A 17563-nucleotide genomic window follows, 5' to 3' on the forward strand; every position below is an offset into this window, starting at 1 on the left:
TGCATCTTGTACAAAAAAGATTTATACCTTATATGCCATTCGTAACCCTTAACTTAAAACTAATACTTGTCTAAAGTGAACCGCTCGCTCGCGAAAGTTTTATCGGTGGTATTTCACCCGCTGCTGCTGCCTACTTACCTTTTCGCTGTTATACTTTACTACATGCCTGTGTCTACGCTAACGTTGCCGCTGCGCGTGCGCTGGGTGGTGCTGGCCATGATTTTCTTCACCACGTTTATCTTGCCTGCTGTGGCAGCCTTTGCCATGGTGCGCCTGGGTTACCTCGATTCTATAGAGATGGACCGGCGGGAGCAGCGCGGGTTTCCGCTGCTTTTTACGGGTGTCTGCTATGCTGCCACTTCTTACCTGTTTTACCAGGAGCCTGCTTATGATGCCATCTTCTACTTTGTGATGGGTATCATCGCCGCCTCTGTTTTTCTGGCCTTTGCCATCTCACAGTTTTGGAAGATCAGTGCGCACAGTATTGGCTTAGGCGGTGCGCTAGGGCTGCTGCTTGTGCTCAACACGCTGGCGCCGGAGGCCAGACTTATGTACCCGATTATGGTGACTACTTTTTTGGCTGGCGCGGTTATGTCGGCAAGACTGGCTTTGCAGGCGCATACTCCCGCAGAAGTATATGGCGGGTTCGGGAGCGGCCTTTTGCTCGCTCTGGCTTCGTCTGTGGCGCTGTACTAAGTATGGCTGGCATACTTCACTGGGCCTAGCCACTCCTAACCTCTCCTTGTCAAAGGCGGGGAATTCTTACCCCGACCCAGCCCTTCCCTTTTATGGAGAGCCCCTACCCCAAAACAGGAGAGGGAGTTCGGTTCAAGTACCATTAGCAGAGGCTATCGAAATGATTCCCAGTCTTTCCGTGGGGGTAGGGGCCCTCGACAAAGAGCGCCTTTGGAGTTTTTTCGGTGACGAACGCAAGTGAGGCAGCCCGAGGCACGAAAAGAGGGCCCCTACCCCCGGCAGGAAAAGCTCCCAGCGCGATGCGGGAAGAGGAGGCCTCCCGGCCTTGAGGGAGCAAAAGCCAGAGGTGAAACAAACAAGTTATAAAGCCGTGGATGAACAGAAGCTAGCAAGTATAGCTTGGCTCCAGCAGCAGAAAGTAGCGCTAAAGTATGGCTTTTCAATCCAGTTAAGCTATAAACTCAACACCATTGTAAAACGCAAGTCTGAAGAGAGGAGTATAAACCCAACAACAAAACCAGCCAAAGCCGTGCGTCCCTTTACTCTTACCTCCATAATCAATACCTTTACTTACTGATCAAAACTAACCTTAGAACACATGAACTACGAATGTCTTTTATATGATGTGCAAGATGGTGTGGCTACCATTACGCTGAACCGCCCCGATGTATTTAACGCTTTCAACGATCAGCAGAGCTACGACCTGCAGGACGCCCTGAAGCAGGTAAGCCGCGATGAGAATGTGCGGGTAGTGGTGCTGACAGGCGCAGGCAAAGCCTTCTGCTCGGGCCAGGACCTGAAAGCCATTGCCAGCGCCAGCAAGCGCGATCTGTCGGAGTCGCTAGAGAAACGTTACAACCCGATTATCCGCGCAATGCGCAACCTGCCAAAGCCCATCATCTGCAAGCTGAACGGTGTAGCTGCTGGTGCGGGCTGCTCTCTGGCCCTGGCCTGCGATATGGTGGTGGCTTCCTCGAAAGCAAGTATGATTGAGGTATTCGTGAACGTTGGCCTTGTGCTGGATTCCGGTTCGTCGTTTTTCCTGCCGCGTGTGGTGGGCTCTTTAAAGGCGTTTGAACTGAGCACGCTGGGTTCTAAAGTGTCGGCAGAAGAGGCGCTGCAACTGGGCATGGTCAACAGCGTGGTAGCACCGGAGGAACTGGACGGAGCTGTGGCAGAACTTGCCGCCCGCTATGCCGCTGGCCCTACCAAAGCCATTGGCCTGATGAAAAAGATGCTGAACAAGTCTTTCAGCTCTACCCTGGATGAAATGCTGGACTACGAAGCTCATTGCCAAAAAATAGCCGGAAACTCAGAAGACTACAAAGAAGGTGTAACAGCCTTTAACGAGAAGCGAAAGCCGCAGTTTAAAGGCGCCTAAGTATAAATTACAAAATAAACAGCAGTAGAGCCGGGCATTAGTGTCCGGCTCTTTTTTTGATCTTTTAGCTTAAATTATATACGTCGCGCTAATTATTCGTATCTATAAAGTATAACTATTTATTATTTTTTTCATTTAATATAATGCTTATGCTACGCAAGACTGTTACTTCGTTAATATATTGTCTGGTGTTACTGGCGGTGCCGAGCCAGGCGCAAACCACTTGTGCCGATTATCAGTTGCTGCGCGAGAATGCCACTTATGAGCTGCTGAGTTATAACCACAAAGACAAACCGACCGGCCGCATGACGTATCATGTAAAAGAGGTGGATCGCTCCGGGGATAAAGTGCAGGCTACAATCCACAGCCAGGTATATGACGACAAGGGAAAACTTGCAACCGAGGGCGATTTTAAGATAGGCTGTGAAGGCGGCAGTATTTGGATGGATATGAACTCGCTGATGAACCAGGGGCAGATGGGAGCGCAGCAGAATATGGAAATGACAATGCAAGGAGACAGAATGCTGTACCCAAGCAACCTGCAGGCCGGCCAAAAGCTGGAAGATGGTATCATGACCATGGAGATGAAAGACAAAGGCAACAGCCAAAGTATGATGACCATGGTGATGAAAGTGACAGACCGCACCGTGGAGGGGAAAGAAAGTATAAAAGTGCCAGCCGGTACCTATGACAGCTATAAAATCAGGTACAACACAGAAATGGAGAACCGGGCGATGGGCATGAAAATGCCCGGTATGCATATGGAGACAGTAGAGTATTTTGTGCCCGAAGTAGGAGTGGTGCGCTCGGAGGCTTACCGCAACGGAAAGCTGCAGTCTTACACGGTGCTCAGTAAAATAGAATAAACAAAGCTTAGTCTGTTGTTCACGTAAAAGCGCCGGCTCCGGAAAAGGAGCTGGCGCTTTTATTGTTTGCTATAAGCTTAAAAAGTATACCCCACCGACACGTTGAGCTGCGGCGAAGGCACTATAAATATGGCAGAGTTTTCTTCGGCTACCAGCGCATGACCAATAATATTTTCTGTCAGCAGCTCGTCAGCGCCTTTAGCCAGGGCATACTTCAGGCGTGCGCCCAACGCTGCAGAAACCTCTGCGGTAAATCTTCCGCCCAGCAGAAACTGCCCACCTAACTGGTAATTCAGCTCCAGGGAGTTTTGGTACAGGCGGCCCACAAAGCGGCTGTTCGGGTCTTCAAGCGGCCTGTCGAAAACGCTTTCCTCAAACACCATAAAACGGTACCCAAAGAGCGGCCCATGAAAGAACCCAAACGGCATCCCTTCGCGCTTTCTGGAAGTATAATAGCGCTGGCTCATGCGTACATGCACACCATTCACTTTTACATCATCAGGCAAAAAATCCCCGCTTTTAAGATAACTGCGGTATACATAGCTTAAGCCCAGCTCATTAGACACAGTGTTTGAGCGCATTTTCTCATAAGACAAATAAACTTCTCCTATCTGCAGCGGGTGCAGCTTAAGAATGCGGTCATACTTGGGGTCTATCAGGCTGTCATCGTTTGAGTCTTGGGCAAAGGTGTGGCTCAGCGGTAGCATTAGCAGCAACATCAGCCAGAAGGCCCTTAAACTATACTTCTTGCTGTCTTTCATGCGGTTTGTTTTAAGCCGGTCTTTAAGTATAAGGCGGGGTATACCTGCTTTACAGGTGGCGGTAAAATTATGTTTCATCTTTATATTAGGTAAGGTTAATGTAGTTGCTAGGATAATAGTATGGCCTTTATAATGGTGTAAAGCAGCTTTTTATAACTCCATTAATTGTAAGGCGTATACAGATTCTGGTAAAATATCAACACGAAAATTAAACAGAATAAAACTATGAAAAAGATCTTTTCAACAGGATTAATAGCGAGTGCCTTACTTTTCGGTACAATTGCCTGTAACCAGGAGCAAGGTGCCGTAGAAGAAGCTCAGGAAACAAACGAACAGATGGCTGATAATACTGCCATGGAAGATCAGATGACTAACATGTCTGAATTCGCGACTCAGGCGGCCAGCAACGGTATGCTGGAGGTAGAGGCAGGCAAGCTGGCCCAGGAAAAAGGCCAGGATCAGCAGGTAAAGGATTACGGCCAGATGATGGTAACTGATCACACCAAGGCAAACGACCAGCTGAAGCAGCTTGCACAGCAGAACAACCTTATGCTGCCAGATAGCATGAGCCAAGCCCATATGGATAAAATGCAGGAGCTGCGCGATAAAACCGGCGCCGATTTCGATAAATCATACATGGAGCTGATGGTAAGCTCGCACGAGGATGCCGTAAGCCTGTTTGAAGATGCGTCTAATAACATGGAGAATGCAGAAATGAAGAACTTCGCTTCTACTACGCTGCCTACGCTGCGCCAGCACCTGGACCGCGCGAACCAGATCAACGATGGGATGAATCAGTAAATGTAAATGTTGCACCAGCCCGGCTGGCTTTCATAAAGCATCTGTAAGTCTTATCTTGCAGATGCTTTATACTTTAACCTATAACTGTAACTGACTATGAAAAAAAGCATACTGAACGTGTTCGCTCTGTTTACGCTGGCTTTTGCCACGGCCTGCGGCTCCGATGACAGCATTGAACAAGCAGCCGAGCAAAGCATGCAGCAGTTTGATGCGGCTGGTGTAGAGGGCAACCTAGAAAACGACGCCTTGTTTGCTGCAGAGGCGGCCAGCGCCAGTATGCTGCAGGTGCAGTTAGGTGAGGCTGCCGAAGAGATGGCCGTGAGCCCTGAGGTAAAGGGGCTGGCGCAGGAGATGGTAACAGCGCACCAGAATATATCAGACGACCTGCGCGAGATGGCTAATCAAAGCAATTTTGTACTGCCTTCTACCTTAGGCAAAGCGCACCACGAAGTGTACCAGGAGGTAACCGAAAAGTCAGGTATATCTTTTGACCTCACTTACCTGAAACGTATTGTGGAGGAGAACGAAAAGCTGGTTGACCGCTACAGCGATATGGCCAAAAACGGCCAGGTAATGGAGCTGAAGCAGTATGCCAGCAAACAGTTGCCACTGCTGCGGCAGCACCAGCAGGTGCTGGAAAGGCTGGAGGACGATATAGATAACCTATAAAACTAAAAAAACCGCTGCTAAACTTTAGCAGCGGTTTTTTTAGTTTTATACTTATTACCAAGTATGGCGGCTAGCTTTTCGCGGCTTCTCCATTTTCGTGGTAATGGCTTGTTTTTAGCTCCTCTTTCAGGAAGCGGGAAGTATAGCCTTTGCCTGCCGCAGCCACCTCTTCCGGTGTGCCGGAGGCTACAATGGTTCCGCCGCCCTCTCCACCTTCCGGGCCGATATCTATAATCCAGTCAGCTATTTTAATCAGGTCGAGGTTGTGCTCGATCAGCAGTACCGTGTTGCCTTTATCAGTCAGCTTGTGCAGCACCTCCGATAAATGCTCGATATCCTGGAAGTGCAGGCCAGTTGTCGGCTCATCGAGGATGTAAAGTGTCTGGCCGGTGTCTTTCTTAGAGAGTTCCGTGGCAAGTTTTACGCGCTGCGCCTCACCACCCGATAAAGTTGTGGCCTGCTGCCCAAGGGTAATATAACCCAAGCCTACTTGGTTCAGCGTCTGGATTTTTCTGAGAATACGCGGTTGACTTTCGAAAAAGTCCACAGCCTGTTCTACTGTCATGTCCAGCACGTCGGTTATACTTTTTCCTTTGAAGCGCACCTCTAGGGTTTCGCGGTTATAGCGTTTGCCTTTGCATACTTCGCAGGGCACGTATACATCCGGCAAAAAATTCATCTCAATGGTGCGCATACCTGCACCCTCACAAGCCTCACAGCGTCCGCCTTTCACGTTAAACGAGAAACGGCCCGGCGAATAACCCCTGATTTTAGCTTCCGGCAGCTGCGCAAACAAAGTACGGATATCAGTAAAGACGCCCGTGTAAGTAGCCGGGTTAGAGCGCGGTGTGCGGCCAATAGGCGACTGGTCTACCTCAATCACCTTATCAATCTTATCAAGGCCTTCTATACTTTTGTAAGGGAGCGGCTCGCGCTTAGCTCGGAAAAAGTGCGTGTTAAGTATAGGGTACAGCGTATCGTGTATGAGCGAAGACTTGCCGCTGCCTGAAACACCGGTTACGCAGATCATTTTGCCTAACGGTAGCTCCAGTGTCACGTTTTTAAGGTTATGGCCGGTGGCTCCGATCAGCTTTAAAGTGTCGCCTGTGCCTGGTCGCTTTTTGCGCGGCACGGCAATGCCGCGGCGGTTGCTCAGGAAGTCGGCTGTTGTCGTGCCGGCCTTCATCATTTCCTCTGGCGTACCGGCTGTCACTACCTGGCCGCCGTGTATGCCTGCCCCCGGTCCAATATCCACCACATAGTCGGCCTGCATAATCATATCCTTATCGTGCTCCACCACAATAATGGAGTTGCCAAGGTCGCGGAGGTCTTTAAGGGCGTTAATCAGGCGTTCGTTGTCGCGTTGGTGCAGGCCTATACTTGGCTCATCCATAATATATAAAACACCCACCAGCTGCGTACCAATTTGCGTGGCCAGGCGGATACGCTGGCTCTCGCCACCGGAAAGCGTTCGCACCGGGCGGTGCAGGCTCAGGTAATCCAGGCCCACATCCAGCAAAAAGCCGATGCGCTTCCGGATCTCCTTTAGCAGCTCCCGCGCAATTACGTTCTGGCGCTCACTCATTCGGCTCTCCAACCCCTCAAACCAGGCGGCTAGTTTATTTATGTCTAAAACAGAGAGCTCACCAATGTTCGTATTGTCTATCTTAAAGTGCAACGATTCTTTTTTGAGACGGTAGCCGTTACATTCAGGGCAGGTGTTGGTCTGCGTAAAGTCTTCCACCCATGAGCGGATATTGTCAGAGTCAGACTCCATCTGGTTTTTGAGGAAGTTGATGATACCCTCAAACTCCACAATATAATTGCCCTTTTTAGTCTTTACCTCCAGGTCTTCCTCCAGGCCATACAGCAGCACCTTCAGCACATCCTCCGGCAAATCTTTAATCGGGGTGGCTACAGATACTTTAAAGTGCTTGAAAAGCGCCTCTATCTGCTTAAAGATCCAGATATCACGGTACTCGCCCAGCGGCGCAATACCGCCGCGGCGTATGCTCAGGTCCTTATCCGGTATAACCGATTCCTCTGTGATCTCCTGAATTTCGCCCAAACCGTTACACACCGGGCAGGCACCGTAAGGTGAGTTAAAGGAGAAAGAGTTTGGGGCCGGATCGTCGTAGGCAATGCCGGTGGCAGGGTCCATGAGGTGGCGCGAGAAAAAGTGCGTTTTGTCGGCATCCAAATCCAGTATCAGCGCCGTGCCTTTGCCGTGCGTCAGCGCATTTTGAATAGAGCCGGACAGGCGGAAACGGTCCTCTTCCTTCACCACAATCTTATCTACCACAATCTCGATGTCGTGGATCTTATAGCGGTCTACCTGCATCTTCGGCTCAATCTCCACCAGTTCGCCATCTACACGCGCCCTGATAAAGCCCAGCTTGCGGATCTGCTGAAAAAGCTCGCGGTAGTGTCCTTTACGGCCTTTTACCACCGGGGCCAGCACCACAATCCGCTTGCCGTCAAAGTGCTCCAGAATATGGCTCACAATCTGGTCATCGCTCTGGCGCACCATCTTATCTCCGGATACATAGCTGTAAGCCTCGGCAGTTCTGGCCCAAAGCAGACGCATAAAGTCGTAAATCTCGGTGATGGTGCCGACGGTAGAACGCGGGTTGCGGCTGGTGGTTTTCTGCTCGATAGAGATTACCGGCGAGAGCCCTTCAATCTTGTCCACGTCGGGGCGCTCCAGGCCACCCATAAAAGAGCGGGCGTAGGCCGAGAATGTTTCCATGTAGCGGCGTTGGCCTTCGGCATAAATGGTGTCGAAAGCCAAAGAGGACTTGCCCGAGCCGCTAATACCGGTAAACACGACCAGTTTGTAGCGGGGCAGCGCGATGGAAATGTTCTTGAGGTTATGTTCACGGGCACCGTATACTTCTATCTGCTGGGCTTCTCCGTTTTGGGAGAAGGTGGCAGCGGTGCCGGCTGTAGTTTCTTGCGCTTGGTTAAAAGCCATTCAGGAATGCTTGATTTTAAATAGCAAAGGTACAAAATAATCAGCGCTTTGCTGTTGCAGCGCGCCAACCTATCTTAACAGAAATCCGGGGTAAATGGTTTAGCAATTGTCAGGTATCATAGCCGTTATACTTTAGTCGGTGTCTCTGTAGCCTGGTGCCTGTTTCTGGTGTAGCTGAGCGTGCAAATGGCTGGTTTCCTCGTAGTGCTGCCGTTGCTGGTTAAGTAGCTTTTGTTTGCGGAGATACCTGAAGAAGCTGTACAGCGCTAGTATAAGCCCAATGGGTATGAGCACAAGGCCGATGGTCTGCAAGTATAAATCCTCAGAAAGTTTTACAGCGGCAAAGCCACCGCCCACTATGGCAATAGCCGTGCGCAGGTAAGCCATCAAGGTGCGCTCGTTGGCGAAGATCGTGCGCTGCATCGCCATCCGGTCACGAATCTCTGCGTTCTTTTTCTCCTGCTTTTTCAGCTTCTTTCTTAGCCTTTTTATCTCTTCCTGTTCAGGGGCTGGCATAGAGGTTTTTTGCTGAAATATACGCAGGAGGCGTTAAAGGTTATGGATGGCACCTAAGCCATATTGCCTGCGTCTTTCTCGTTTATAGCACCGTGCTGCCTCTCGTGCTCGTGGCTGGTAGGGCAGTAGTCCTGGTGATGCTCCTCGATTAGCTTCTGCTTCTGTTTGTACCTGATAAAGCTGTAAATGGCCAGAATAACACCGATGGGTATAAGTATGACACCGATTATTTTCAGGTACAGATCATCAGAAAATTTTATTGCCACAAAACCCCCGACAGAAACCGTCATGGCTGTGCGCAGGTAAGCCATTAAGGTGCGCTCGTTGGCGAAGATCGTGCGCTGTGCCATCATCTGGTATTTAATCTCAGCATTTTTCTTCTCCTGCACCTTCAGCCTCTTCTTCAGTTTTTTTATTTTCTCTTTGTCCGGGCTCAGCATACTTGTGTATACGAGTGCCGCTTCCTGGGTGTGCAGCATGTAAGGAGTAATGTAAGCGCAGGGGCAGAAATTGCTTCTCCGTGTGTCCGGAAGCGCTACATTTGCCACATGCTAAGAACCAAAAGTATAACCCTCGGCAACTACACTGCATACCTTCCTGTTTTGTTGTTCCTGCTGTGGCTGCTGATGCAGGCCGGGGTTTACTATGCCCACGGAGTCAGAATCGTTTTTGACAGCCACCGCTACCTGGACGAGGCAGACAAGCTACTAAGCACTGGCGATTTGGCACAGCTCAGGATAAGCTACCTGAGTTACTCAGCCATACTTGCCCTGTGTATAGCAGTGTTTGGCAATGCCAAGGCTGTGGTGCTGGTGCAGATTATTGTGGGAGGTTTGTCTACGGTAGCTTTTTACAGGCTTGCCCTCGTTCTGTTGCAGGGCAGGCTGCTGGCTTACTTTGCAACAGGGCTGCTGCTGCTGTGGCCGCTCTACCAGCACTGGCACTTTTACATTCACACAGAGTCCCTTTTTGCCAGCTTGTCTATTGTTGCCTTTTACAGGGTAGTTTCGGCAAACAAGCTTTGGCATTATATACAGCTGCTGCTCCTGCTGATAATACTCACTTTTTTACGTGCTAACGGTTTTATGGTGCCCTTGGCGGTGCTGGCTTACGCAGCCACCGCATACTGGCTCAGGCAAGGTCACTCTCTGAGGCTGCTGCTTTTGATGGTTGCTATTGGCGGACTTGGTTTTACAGTTGCTTTGGCGCATTTTTTCTTAGGTGATATGGCTGGAATACACTCTTTTACCGGCCATCTAGTATCCGGAAACATCATTCAGGGCTATAACAAGATCAGTTTTGTGCCGCAGCAGGAGCTGGTGCTTTCCGGCTCGCCGCTGGCGCAGGTTGGGCAGCTTGTGTGGCAGGAGCCAGCCTTCTTCATGAAAAAATCGCTGGGCCGCATCTTTTATTATTGGTCTCAAATGAGGCCGTACATTTCCTTCAGGTATAAAGTGGCTATTGTGGTATTTCTCTATCCGCTTTACGTCTTAGCGGCGATCGGGCTTTGGAAGCAGCAGCTCCCGAAGCCTTTCATACTTGCGATAGCGGTTTTAAGTGGCCTGTTTACAGCCATGGTTGTGGTAAGTGGAGTAGATTGGGACAACCGCTTTATGATGCCGCTGCTGCCATACTTGTACCTAAGTGCGGCGGCGGGTCTAAAAACCTTTGGGGTGTGGCATGATGATGCCTGGGAACTTAACAGCCAGAAGTAGGTTGATGTGCTTTGTGGCAGCTTGTAAAAATTATAAGAAAGTATGATTTGTTTGCGATATTAGATAATTGCCATATATTGCTATCCTAGTAAAGCTTCTATAAATCAGGGGGCTAGCATTGCCTCGATGTAAGTAGAAGTATGGCTGCTACTGCAAACTCTTTATGAACAAAACTTTCTTCTTTGCCATGCTTTGCTGTTGCTTGTTTATAGCTGCAGTTACTGCCTATGCCCAGCAAAAGACTGATGCCAAGCTTATAACAGCCACCTATAAGAGCGAGCCGCTGAAGTCAGTTTTGCTCGACCTGCAGGAGAACCACGGGCTTAGGATATTTTACCAGGATGAGTGGCTGGATAGTGTGCAGGTAACGCAAACTTTTCGGCAAGAACCTCTGCCTCTTGTGCTGCACACGCTGCTTAGCAGCACACAGCTAACCGCTATACTATACGACCCTGCCACCGTGGTGCTGGTGCCTCGGCTCAATTCGGATACAGCTGCGCCAGAAGGCATAGCATTAGCTGAAAACCTTAAGCCAAAAACCGGTGCAAATCGCATGGTGACGCTAAGTGGCCACATCCGCGAAGCCAAAACCCAAGAGCCGGGCATAGGTGCCACGGTGCTGGTCGAGGAGCTGAAGAAAGGCGCCGTGTCAGACGAGAAAGGCTATTATACTATTACCGTTCCGGCAGGCACTTATACTTTAGAAGTACGGTCTGTGGGCATGGTAACAGATAAGCGGAAGCTAACCCTTGTGCAGAGCAGAATTGTGGATGTGGAGCTGTTTGAGGTATCTAACGAGCTGCGGGAGGTGGAGATATCGGCTGTGGCCCCTGATCAGAACGTATCTAGCCTGGAGATGGGCGTTGCCCGGCTAACTATAAAAGAAGTAAAATCGATACCTGCTTTCTTGGGTGAGGTGGATGTAGTGCGCAGCGTGCTGGCTATGCCAGGCGTGACAACAGTAGGAGAGGGTGCAACTGGCTTTAACGTACGTGGCGGCAGTATAGATCAGAACCTGGTGCTGCTGGACGAGGCGCCTTTGTTTAACTCATCCCATTTATTCGGCTTCTTCTCTGTCTTCAACCCTGACATGGTGGAGGATGTAACGCTCTACCGTGGCGGCATTCCATCGCGGTACGGCGGGCGCGTATCGTCTGTGCTGGATGTTAAGATGAAAGACGGCAATAAAAAAACACCTATCGTGAGCGGCGGTATTGGTTTGCTGTCCAGCAGGCTGATGGTGGAAGGCCCTATTGTAAAAGATAAAGCGTCTTTTATACTTGGCGGCAGGGGCGCGTACCCAGGTTTGCTGCTGCGGTACGTGCCCGATAAAGAGGTGCGCGACAGCGATGGCTACTTTTACGATTTCAACGCGAAGGTAAGCTATGTGCTCAGCGAAAAGGATCAAGTGATGCTTTCTGGCTATGTGAGCCGCGATAGTTTCCGGTTTGGTGCCGATACCACTTATACCTGGGGTACTGCCACAGGCACTTTAAAATGGAGCCATACTTTCAGTAATAAACTATACTCCACGATTACCGGAGTTTTCGGAGACTATGCCTATGGCGTAAGTGCTGAAACGCTGCCCAATAACTTTACACTTGATTCTGACATCAAGTATAAACTCGTGAAAGCAGATTTCAATTACGAACCCTCTGCGCAGCATAAGTTTACTGTAGGAGCCTCTTCCACCTTGTACGACTTTAACTCCGGCCAACTGAAGCCTGCCTCGGAGCAGTCAAGCCTGCTGCAAATTAGCATGCCGCAGGAGCGCTCTGTAGAAGCCGCCGTTTACCTCGATCATGAGTATGCCTTTAGCCCTAGAGTGTCGGTTAGCTATGGGTTGCGCTATTCATCATACTTTAACTTGGGGCCGGGCAGTGTGTATGTTTACAGCGATGAGGTGCCAAAGCGGGAGACAAGCATAATAGATACACTGCATTTTGGCAGTGGTAAACCTATAAAGCAATACAACTATCTGGAGCCGCGGGCGTCTCTGCGTGTGGCGCTGGGGGAGAGCAGCTCGGTTAAAATCGGGTATAACCGCATGGTGCAGTATATCCACCTCATCTCCAACACCACGGCGGCCTCACCGGTAGATATCTGGAAGACCAGCAACCCTTACCTGAAGCCGCAAGTCGGCGACCAACTAGCGCTCGGGTTCTTCAAAAACCTGCAGGATAATAGTATAGAGCTGTCGGCAGAAGGATATTACAAACAGCTGCACAACCTGGTAGAGTATAAAGATGGGGCACGGCTGCTGCTAAACAAAACGCTGGAAGCAGACCTGCTGCCGGGCGATGGCAAGGCTTACGGGCTGGAACTGATGGTGCGTCGTAAAGGGAAAAAACTTACCGGCTGGGCCAGCTATACTTTCTCACGATCGCTGCGCCAGGTAAACGGTCCTTCGCCGGAGGAAAAGATCAACAACGGGAAATTCTTCCCATCTAACTACGATAAGCCGCACGATTTTACCATGGTGCTGAACCAGCAGCTGAGCCGCCTGGTCAGCCTCTCTGCCAATTTTACCTACAGCACAGGCAGGCCTATCACCTACCCGGAGTCAGTTGCTAATATAGGAGGCCTACTGATGGTGAACTACAGCGGCCGAAACCAGCACCGCATACCAGACTTCCACCGCCTGGATGTAGCCCTTACAATCGACGGCACCAACAAACGCAATGCAAACAAAATCAGCAGCTGGACTTTCTCCGTGTACAACCTGTACGGTCGCAAAAATCCATACTCGGTGTTTTTTAAACCAATCTACGGAGGCACCATACCACAAGCCTACAAGCTCTCAGTTATTGGCTCTGCAGTGCCAGCCATCACTTATAATTTTAAATTAACAAAATAATGCGGGAGAGAACAGGGTACACAAACTGGTTTTGGAGCCTGCTGCTGATTTTGCTGACGATGCAGGCATGCGTAGAACCCTTTGAGCTGGAAACCGGCACTGAAAACAAGTTGCTGGTGGTGGATGGCATAATTACGGACCAGAACAGGCCTGACCAGAACAAAGTAACACTGTCGTGGACCGCCCCATTTAACGGGGAAGACCGCACGGTGCTGACGCAGCCAGTTTATGGAGCCGTAGTGATGGTGCGGGATGCCCAGAACAACACTATGCAGCTGACCGAATCAGAGTATGGCGTTTATGTTTTAAGTGAGCGTGAGTTTAAAGCGGAAGCCGGGAAAAGCTATACTTTGTACATCCGGTTGCCTGATGGGCGGGAGTATGAGTCAAGGCCAGAACTGCTGATGCCGGTGCCTGCTATCCAAAGTATAAACTACGAGTTTAAAGAGTTTATTAATGTAGTGAAGAACGCCGACGAAGCTCTGGTGGAAAAAAGAACGGTGGGTTTTGAGGTAAAAGTGCAGGTACAGGACCCGGAGGAGCAGGACAATTACTACCGCTGGGATACAGAGGGCGTGTTTGAGTACTTTTCAGCCATCGAGGAGACTGATTCAACGAAAAAACCGCTCCCATCCTTATGCTGGTCTAATATGGGTAGCATCAACACAAAAGCTGCAACAAGCGATGACCGCCTGGTAAGCGGCAGGCTCTTCGAACATGCAGTTGTGGTGGTGCCGGCCGATATACCAACCAAGTATCGCATAAAAATCCGTCAATATTCTATCAGCCCTGATGCATTTGAATTCTGGCGCCTCTTTAACGAGCAGCAGTCCAGCGTAGGCAGTATCTTCGATCCGCCGCCGGCCCAGATAAAGGGCAACCTGTACAGCAAAACAAACCCGGAAGAACAGGTGATCGGTTATTTCGGAGCCTCCTCCCTGACAGAAAGCTACATTGTTATACCGCGCTACCTCCATGCTCCTTTCCCGGGCATACCCTATGAGGTGCCTCAGGGAGATTGCCGCTATATAGGCTTATACCCTAATGTTACCGATGTTAGACCTGAAGGTTTCTAAGCCTGTTTGCTGCTAATCGCTAATTCTGATTTTAGCTATACCTCATGCCAACAACAAAACTACTGCTTATACTTTTACTTGCACCGCTGCTAAGCCTTCATGCGCTGGGGCAGCAAACTACTACCCCCGCACCAAGTGCGGAGCAGGTGCAAATGCTGCTATCCGATGAGCAGGTGCGGCTGGTGCACAGCCAGCCATACTATGCGGCAGGCGAGCGGCTTTGGTATAAAGCTTTCCTGAGTAAAAGTTCCACAGTGCCTCCCAGTAAGACGCTGTATGTAGAGTTGCTAGATATAAAAGGCGAGCTAATTGTGCGGCAGCGCCTGATCCTGGAAGAAGGTATGGCATACGGCGATATACAACTCCCCTACGGTTTGCCTACTGGCCAATATACTTTGCTGGCAACAACCAACTGGATGAGGAACTTCAGCAGCAAGCAGCAACACCGCGAAAATCTGTTGATCCTGAACGCAGAAGAAGTGGTGGCATTGCGCGGCAAGTCGCCTGTAGAGGCTAGTCAGCAACTAACGGTGCGCTTCTTCCCGGAGTCGAATAGCATGTTGGAGGTCGTAAAAACTATAGTAGCGGCAGTGGTGACTAATGCTGCCGGTGTGGGTGTAGTAGCGAAAGGAGAGGTAAAAGATTCTGGCGGAGAAACAGTCGCTTCTTTTCAGACAGATGACTCGGGAGTGGGAGTGTTTCAGATTGTGGCAGCCCCGCTCCTAAAGTATGAGGCAATGGTGGAGGCCAAAGGCTATCAGACGCAAAGTATACCTCTGCCAGAGGCAAAGCAGCAAGGGCTGGCGCTGGCGGTAGAGGAGCAAACCGAAGATGGGCTGAAAGTGAAAGTGCATGGCACGGCTGCATGGGTTTATACTTTGCTGGCAGAATCGGGAGGCAATGTATACTTCTCTCATCGGGCAACTGCTGGCGGTACGGTGACTATTCCGTGGCAGGATAGCAGCAAGAATGCCGTTAGGCTGCTGTTGCTTAACCCAGGAGGCATGGCAGAGGCAGAGCTAATGGTGGTGCGGCAGCAGAGAGAGGCAAGCGTTAAGGTAAGCACAGACAAGCCACAGTACAGCCCCCGGCAAAAGGTATCGGTTACGCTGCAGAGTGCAAACGCAGAGGGGCGCCCAACGGCCGCTAACATAGCTGTCGCTGTAACAGGCATGCAAAAGCATTTTCAGCTGCCTCTGGCAAAAAGTAAATCAAGCAACGTTAAAGAGCAAGCGGCACCGGTACATGGTGCCGACAAAGAACTATGGAATAGCCTTATCCAGGGCAAAGCAGAAGCTAAGTATGAGTTGGAGCCGCTCGTAGATGTTTTTTCGCGTGCAGGTGTAGCCGAACCGTTTATCAGCAGCAGCTACAGCACTCGTACCGATACTGGTTTTGTGCAGGCCCTGCCTGAAAACGCAGTGAACTATGCGCTGCAGCATTACCACAGAACAAGGATAAATGATGCGTACAACCTTACAGAAGCACACGCGATTGCCCCTATTGCCAAGCTGCCAGCCGATAAGGTGTTTAAACTAGATGAGTACGTGGCGTTCAAAAGTATGGATGAGGCTATCAGAGAGGCAACCACCAATCTGAGGCTGAGCAGAAAGAAAGGGCGTTACGTTATGCGCCTGTTATACGTGAGGCCTGGAGTTAAAAGAATGCTGAAGAATGAACCTGTTTACCTGATAGATGGAGTAGTGGTAAACGGAATGGAAGAAATTCTAAATTTAAACCTGGATGATATTGCCACTTTTGAGTTAACATGGATGGAGGAAAAGCTGTATGCCGCCAACTTAGGGCATATGGCAGAAAACGGGGGCTTGTTTGCTGTATACACCAAAAGCGGAGAAGTAAGAGAGAAACTTAAAAGCAAGGGTTATCGCACAATGTATGAGCAGTATAACCGTCCTGGTATATTCATGGCCTCTGCTAATACCGCCACTGGCGCTACTCCTGATTTCAAGCAACTTGTATTTTGGGAGCCACAACTTGAGCTTGCAAAAGATGGGAGCGCCTCTTTTTCATTTTTTACTTCTGATGAGACAGGTGTTTTCACAATCAGGGTGGAAGGGCAGACAGCTGAAGGAATACCTATCAGTGGTGAAGCACAGTACGAGGTAAGGCTGCTAAAGTAAACCGTATGCTGCCTCATCAGCAGGAAAAAACGTTACCGAATCTAAAACAAAGATGCCCGCTGCGTATGCAGCGGGCATCTTTGTTAGTATAAAGCAGCTCCAGTTAAAAGTTTGGAGACAGCAGGTATTTGCTATAGAAATCGTCGATGATTTTAACGGCCTCCGTAGGGTCGTCTACGATGTGCACCAGGTCAAGGTCTTCTGCGCTGATGTTGGTTTCCATGTTCAGCATCACGTCCTCAATCCACCTAAACAGGCCTTCCCAGTAAGAGCGTCCTACCAGCACAATCGGGAATGCACCGATTTTCTTCGTCTGAATCAGCGTAATCGCCTCAAACAACTCATCCAGCGTGCCGAAGCCTCCTGGCATTACCACAAAACCCTGCGCATACTTCACAAACATCACTTTGCGCACAAAGAAGTAGTCGAAGTTGATAAGCTTGTCAGAGTCGATGTAGATGTTGTTGAACTGCTCGAACGGCAGCTGAATGTTTAGGCCAACAGATTTACCGCCCTCAGAGTGAGCGCCTTTGTTGCCGGCCTCCATAATGCCTGGGCCACCGCCCGTAATTACACCGTAGCCGTGGCGCACCAACTTGGCGGCAATCTCCTCGGCCATAATGTAGTATTTGTTGTCAGACTTTGTGCGGGCCGAGCCGAAAACAGATACGCAAGGGCCTATTTTACCCAGCTTCTCAAAGCCATCCACAAACTCAGCCATTACTTTAAATATCTGCCAGGAGTCTGCTATCTTAATTTCATTCCAGTCTTTGTCTACAAAGGCTTGGCGTATTTTTTTATCCTCTTCAGAGGCTGGGGCGGCAGTAGATTGGCCGCTCTCGCGCAGGTCTGTTACCGACCTGGCTTTGTTCTCGTTTACATCCGGTTTAAGAATGGTCTGGCCGCTACCTGAGTGCAGCGACTCATCGTTCAGCTTTGTTTTGCTCGTCTTTCTAAGCTTTGTCATAATTCTTTCTCGTCATCTTCAGCGGAGGCTATTGCCTCCTGTGCCTGGTAAATCACCGGCACGCGTCATCACATATTTAAAAATCAGGTTTTGCCATGCGGTTCTTGTGAGGGGGCAGAAACCAGCGGGCCAAACGTATAAAT

General features: G+C 49.9%; 15 protein-coding genes. 10 read left to right on the forward strand and 5 right to left on the reverse strand.

What is annotated here, in order from left to right; translation table 11 throughout:
- The first annotated feature begins 75 nt into the window (after positions 1 to 75).
- The 4 genes from Q1B04_RS17045 (at position 76) to Q1B04_RS17060 (ending at position 2943) form a co-directional block, all read left to right on the forward strand.
- Complete coding sequence (locus Q1B04_RS17045; RefSeq protein ID WP_299761212.1) at positions 76 to 696, forward strand: hypothetical protein; 621 nt, start codon at positions 76 to 78, stop codon at positions 694 to 696.
- 346 nt (positions 697 to 1042) lie between these two features.
- Positions 1043 to 1273: a hypothetical protein gene (locus Q1B04_RS17050; protein WP_299761021.1), complete on the forward strand. Its 231-nt coding sequence runs from the start codon at positions 1043 to 1045 to the stop codon at positions 1271 to 1273.
- Positions 1274 to 1294: 21 nt separating this feature from the next.
- A complete protein-coding gene (locus tag Q1B04_RS17055) occupies positions 1295 to 2077 on the forward strand; it encodes an enoyl-CoA hydratase-related protein (RefSeq protein WP_299761023.1) in 783 nt (260 codons plus the stop codon).
- Between the two features lie 149 nt (positions 2078 to 2226).
- Positions 2227 to 2943 (forward strand): hypothetical protein, encoded by a 717-nt coding sequence (locus Q1B04_RS17060; RefSeq protein ID WP_299761025.1) that lies wholly within the window; start codon positions 2227 to 2229, stop codon positions 2941 to 2943.
- Between the two features lie 77 nt (positions 2944 to 3020).
- On the opposite strand, the gene Q1B04_RS17065 is transcribed toward Q1B04_RS17060, so the two are convergent.
- Positions 3021 to 3782: an ABC transporter ATP-binding protein gene (locus Q1B04_RS17065; RefSeq protein WP_299761027.1), complete on the reverse strand. Its 762-nt coding sequence runs from the start codon at positions 3780 to 3782 to the stop codon at positions 3021 to 3023.
- Between the two features lie 147 nt (positions 3783 to 3929).
- Here Q1B04_RS17065 and Q1B04_RS17070 point away from each other — a divergent pair, with 147 nt between their 5' ends.
- Positions 3930 to 4505 carry a DUF4142 domain-containing protein gene (locus Q1B04_RS17070; RefSeq protein WP_299761029.1) on the forward strand — a complete coding sequence of 192 codons (576 nt, stop codon included), beginning with the start codon at positions 3930 to 3932 and terminating at the stop codon, positions 4503 to 4505.
- A gap of 96 nt (positions 4506 to 4601) precedes the next feature.
- Positions 4602 to 5174 carry a DUF4142 domain-containing protein gene (locus Q1B04_RS17075; RefSeq protein ID WP_299761031.1) on the forward strand — a complete coding sequence of 191 codons (573 nt, stop codon included), beginning with the start codon at positions 4602 to 4604 and terminating at the stop codon, positions 5172 to 5174.
- A gap of 70 nt (positions 5175 to 5244) precedes the next feature.
- Here Q1B04_RS17075 and uvrA read toward each other — a convergent pair whose 3' ends face one another.
- The 3 genes from uvrA to Q1B04_RS17090 all read right to left on the reverse strand — a co-directional run bounded on the left by uvrA (position 5245) and on the right by Q1B04_RS17090 (position 9143).
- Positions 5245 to 8148, reverse strand: coding sequence for an excinuclease ABC subunit UvrA (gene uvrA / locus Q1B04_RS17080; RefSeq protein WP_299761033.1), 2904 nt, complete (start codon positions 8146 to 8148; stop codon positions 5245 to 5247).
- 132 nt (positions 8149 to 8280) lie between these two features.
- Positions 8281 to 8664: a DUF202 domain-containing protein gene (locus Q1B04_RS17085; RefSeq protein ID WP_299761035.1), complete on the reverse strand. Its 384-nt coding sequence runs from the start codon at positions 8662 to 8664 to the stop codon at positions 8281 to 8283.
- Between the two features lie 53 nt (positions 8665 to 8717).
- Entirely contained in the window at positions 8718 to 9143 is a 426-nt protein-coding gene (locus Q1B04_RS17090) for a DUF202 domain-containing protein (protein ID WP_299761037.1), read from the reverse strand.
- Between the two features lie 69 nt (positions 9144 to 9212).
- Here Q1B04_RS17090 and Q1B04_RS17095 point away from each other — a divergent pair, with 69 nt between their 5' ends.
- The 4 genes from Q1B04_RS17095 (at position 9213) to Q1B04_RS17110 (ending at position 16453) form a co-directional block, all read left to right on the forward strand.
- On the forward strand, positions 9213 to 10379 hold the full coding sequence (locus tag Q1B04_RS17095; protein ID WP_299761039.1) for a hypothetical protein: 1167 nt from the start codon (positions 9213 to 9215) through the stop codon (positions 10377 to 10379).
- Between the two features lie 163 nt (positions 10380 to 10542).
- Positions 10543 to 13236 carry a TonB-dependent receptor gene (locus Q1B04_RS17100; RefSeq protein WP_299761041.1) on the forward strand — a complete coding sequence of 898 codons (2694 nt, stop codon included), beginning with the start codon at positions 10543 to 10545 and terminating at the stop codon, positions 13234 to 13236.
- Positions 13236 to 14312, forward strand: a complete 1077-nt coding sequence (locus tag Q1B04_RS17105; protein WP_299761043.1) for a DUF4249 domain-containing protein — start codon at positions 13236 to 13238, stop codon at positions 14310 to 14312. The genes Q1B04_RS17100 and Q1B04_RS17105 overlap by 1 nt, the downstream gene beginning before the upstream one ends.
- 44 nt (positions 14313 to 14356) lie before the next feature.
- A complete protein-coding gene (locus tag Q1B04_RS17110; RefSeq protein WP_299761045.1) occupies positions 14357 to 16453 on the forward strand; it encodes a hypothetical protein in 2097 nt (698 codons plus the stop codon).
- A 103-nt stretch (positions 16454 to 16556) separates the two neighbouring features.
- Here the strand turns inward: Q1B04_RS17110 and Q1B04_RS17115 are convergent, their stop codons facing one another.
- The gene (locus Q1B04_RS17115) at positions 16557 to 17420 is read right to left on the reverse strand and encodes a TIGR00730 family Rossman fold protein (RefSeq protein ID WP_299761047.1); all 864 of its coding nucleotides are present in this window, start codon (positions 17418 to 17420) and stop codon (positions 16557 to 16559) included.
- Positions 17421 to 17563 lie beyond the last annotated feature (143 nt).

This window comes from uncultured Pontibacter sp., from assembly GCF_947495565.1.
Classification (GTDB): domain Bacteria; phylum Bacteroidota; class Bacteroidia; order Cytophagales; family Hymenobacteraceae; genus Pontibacter.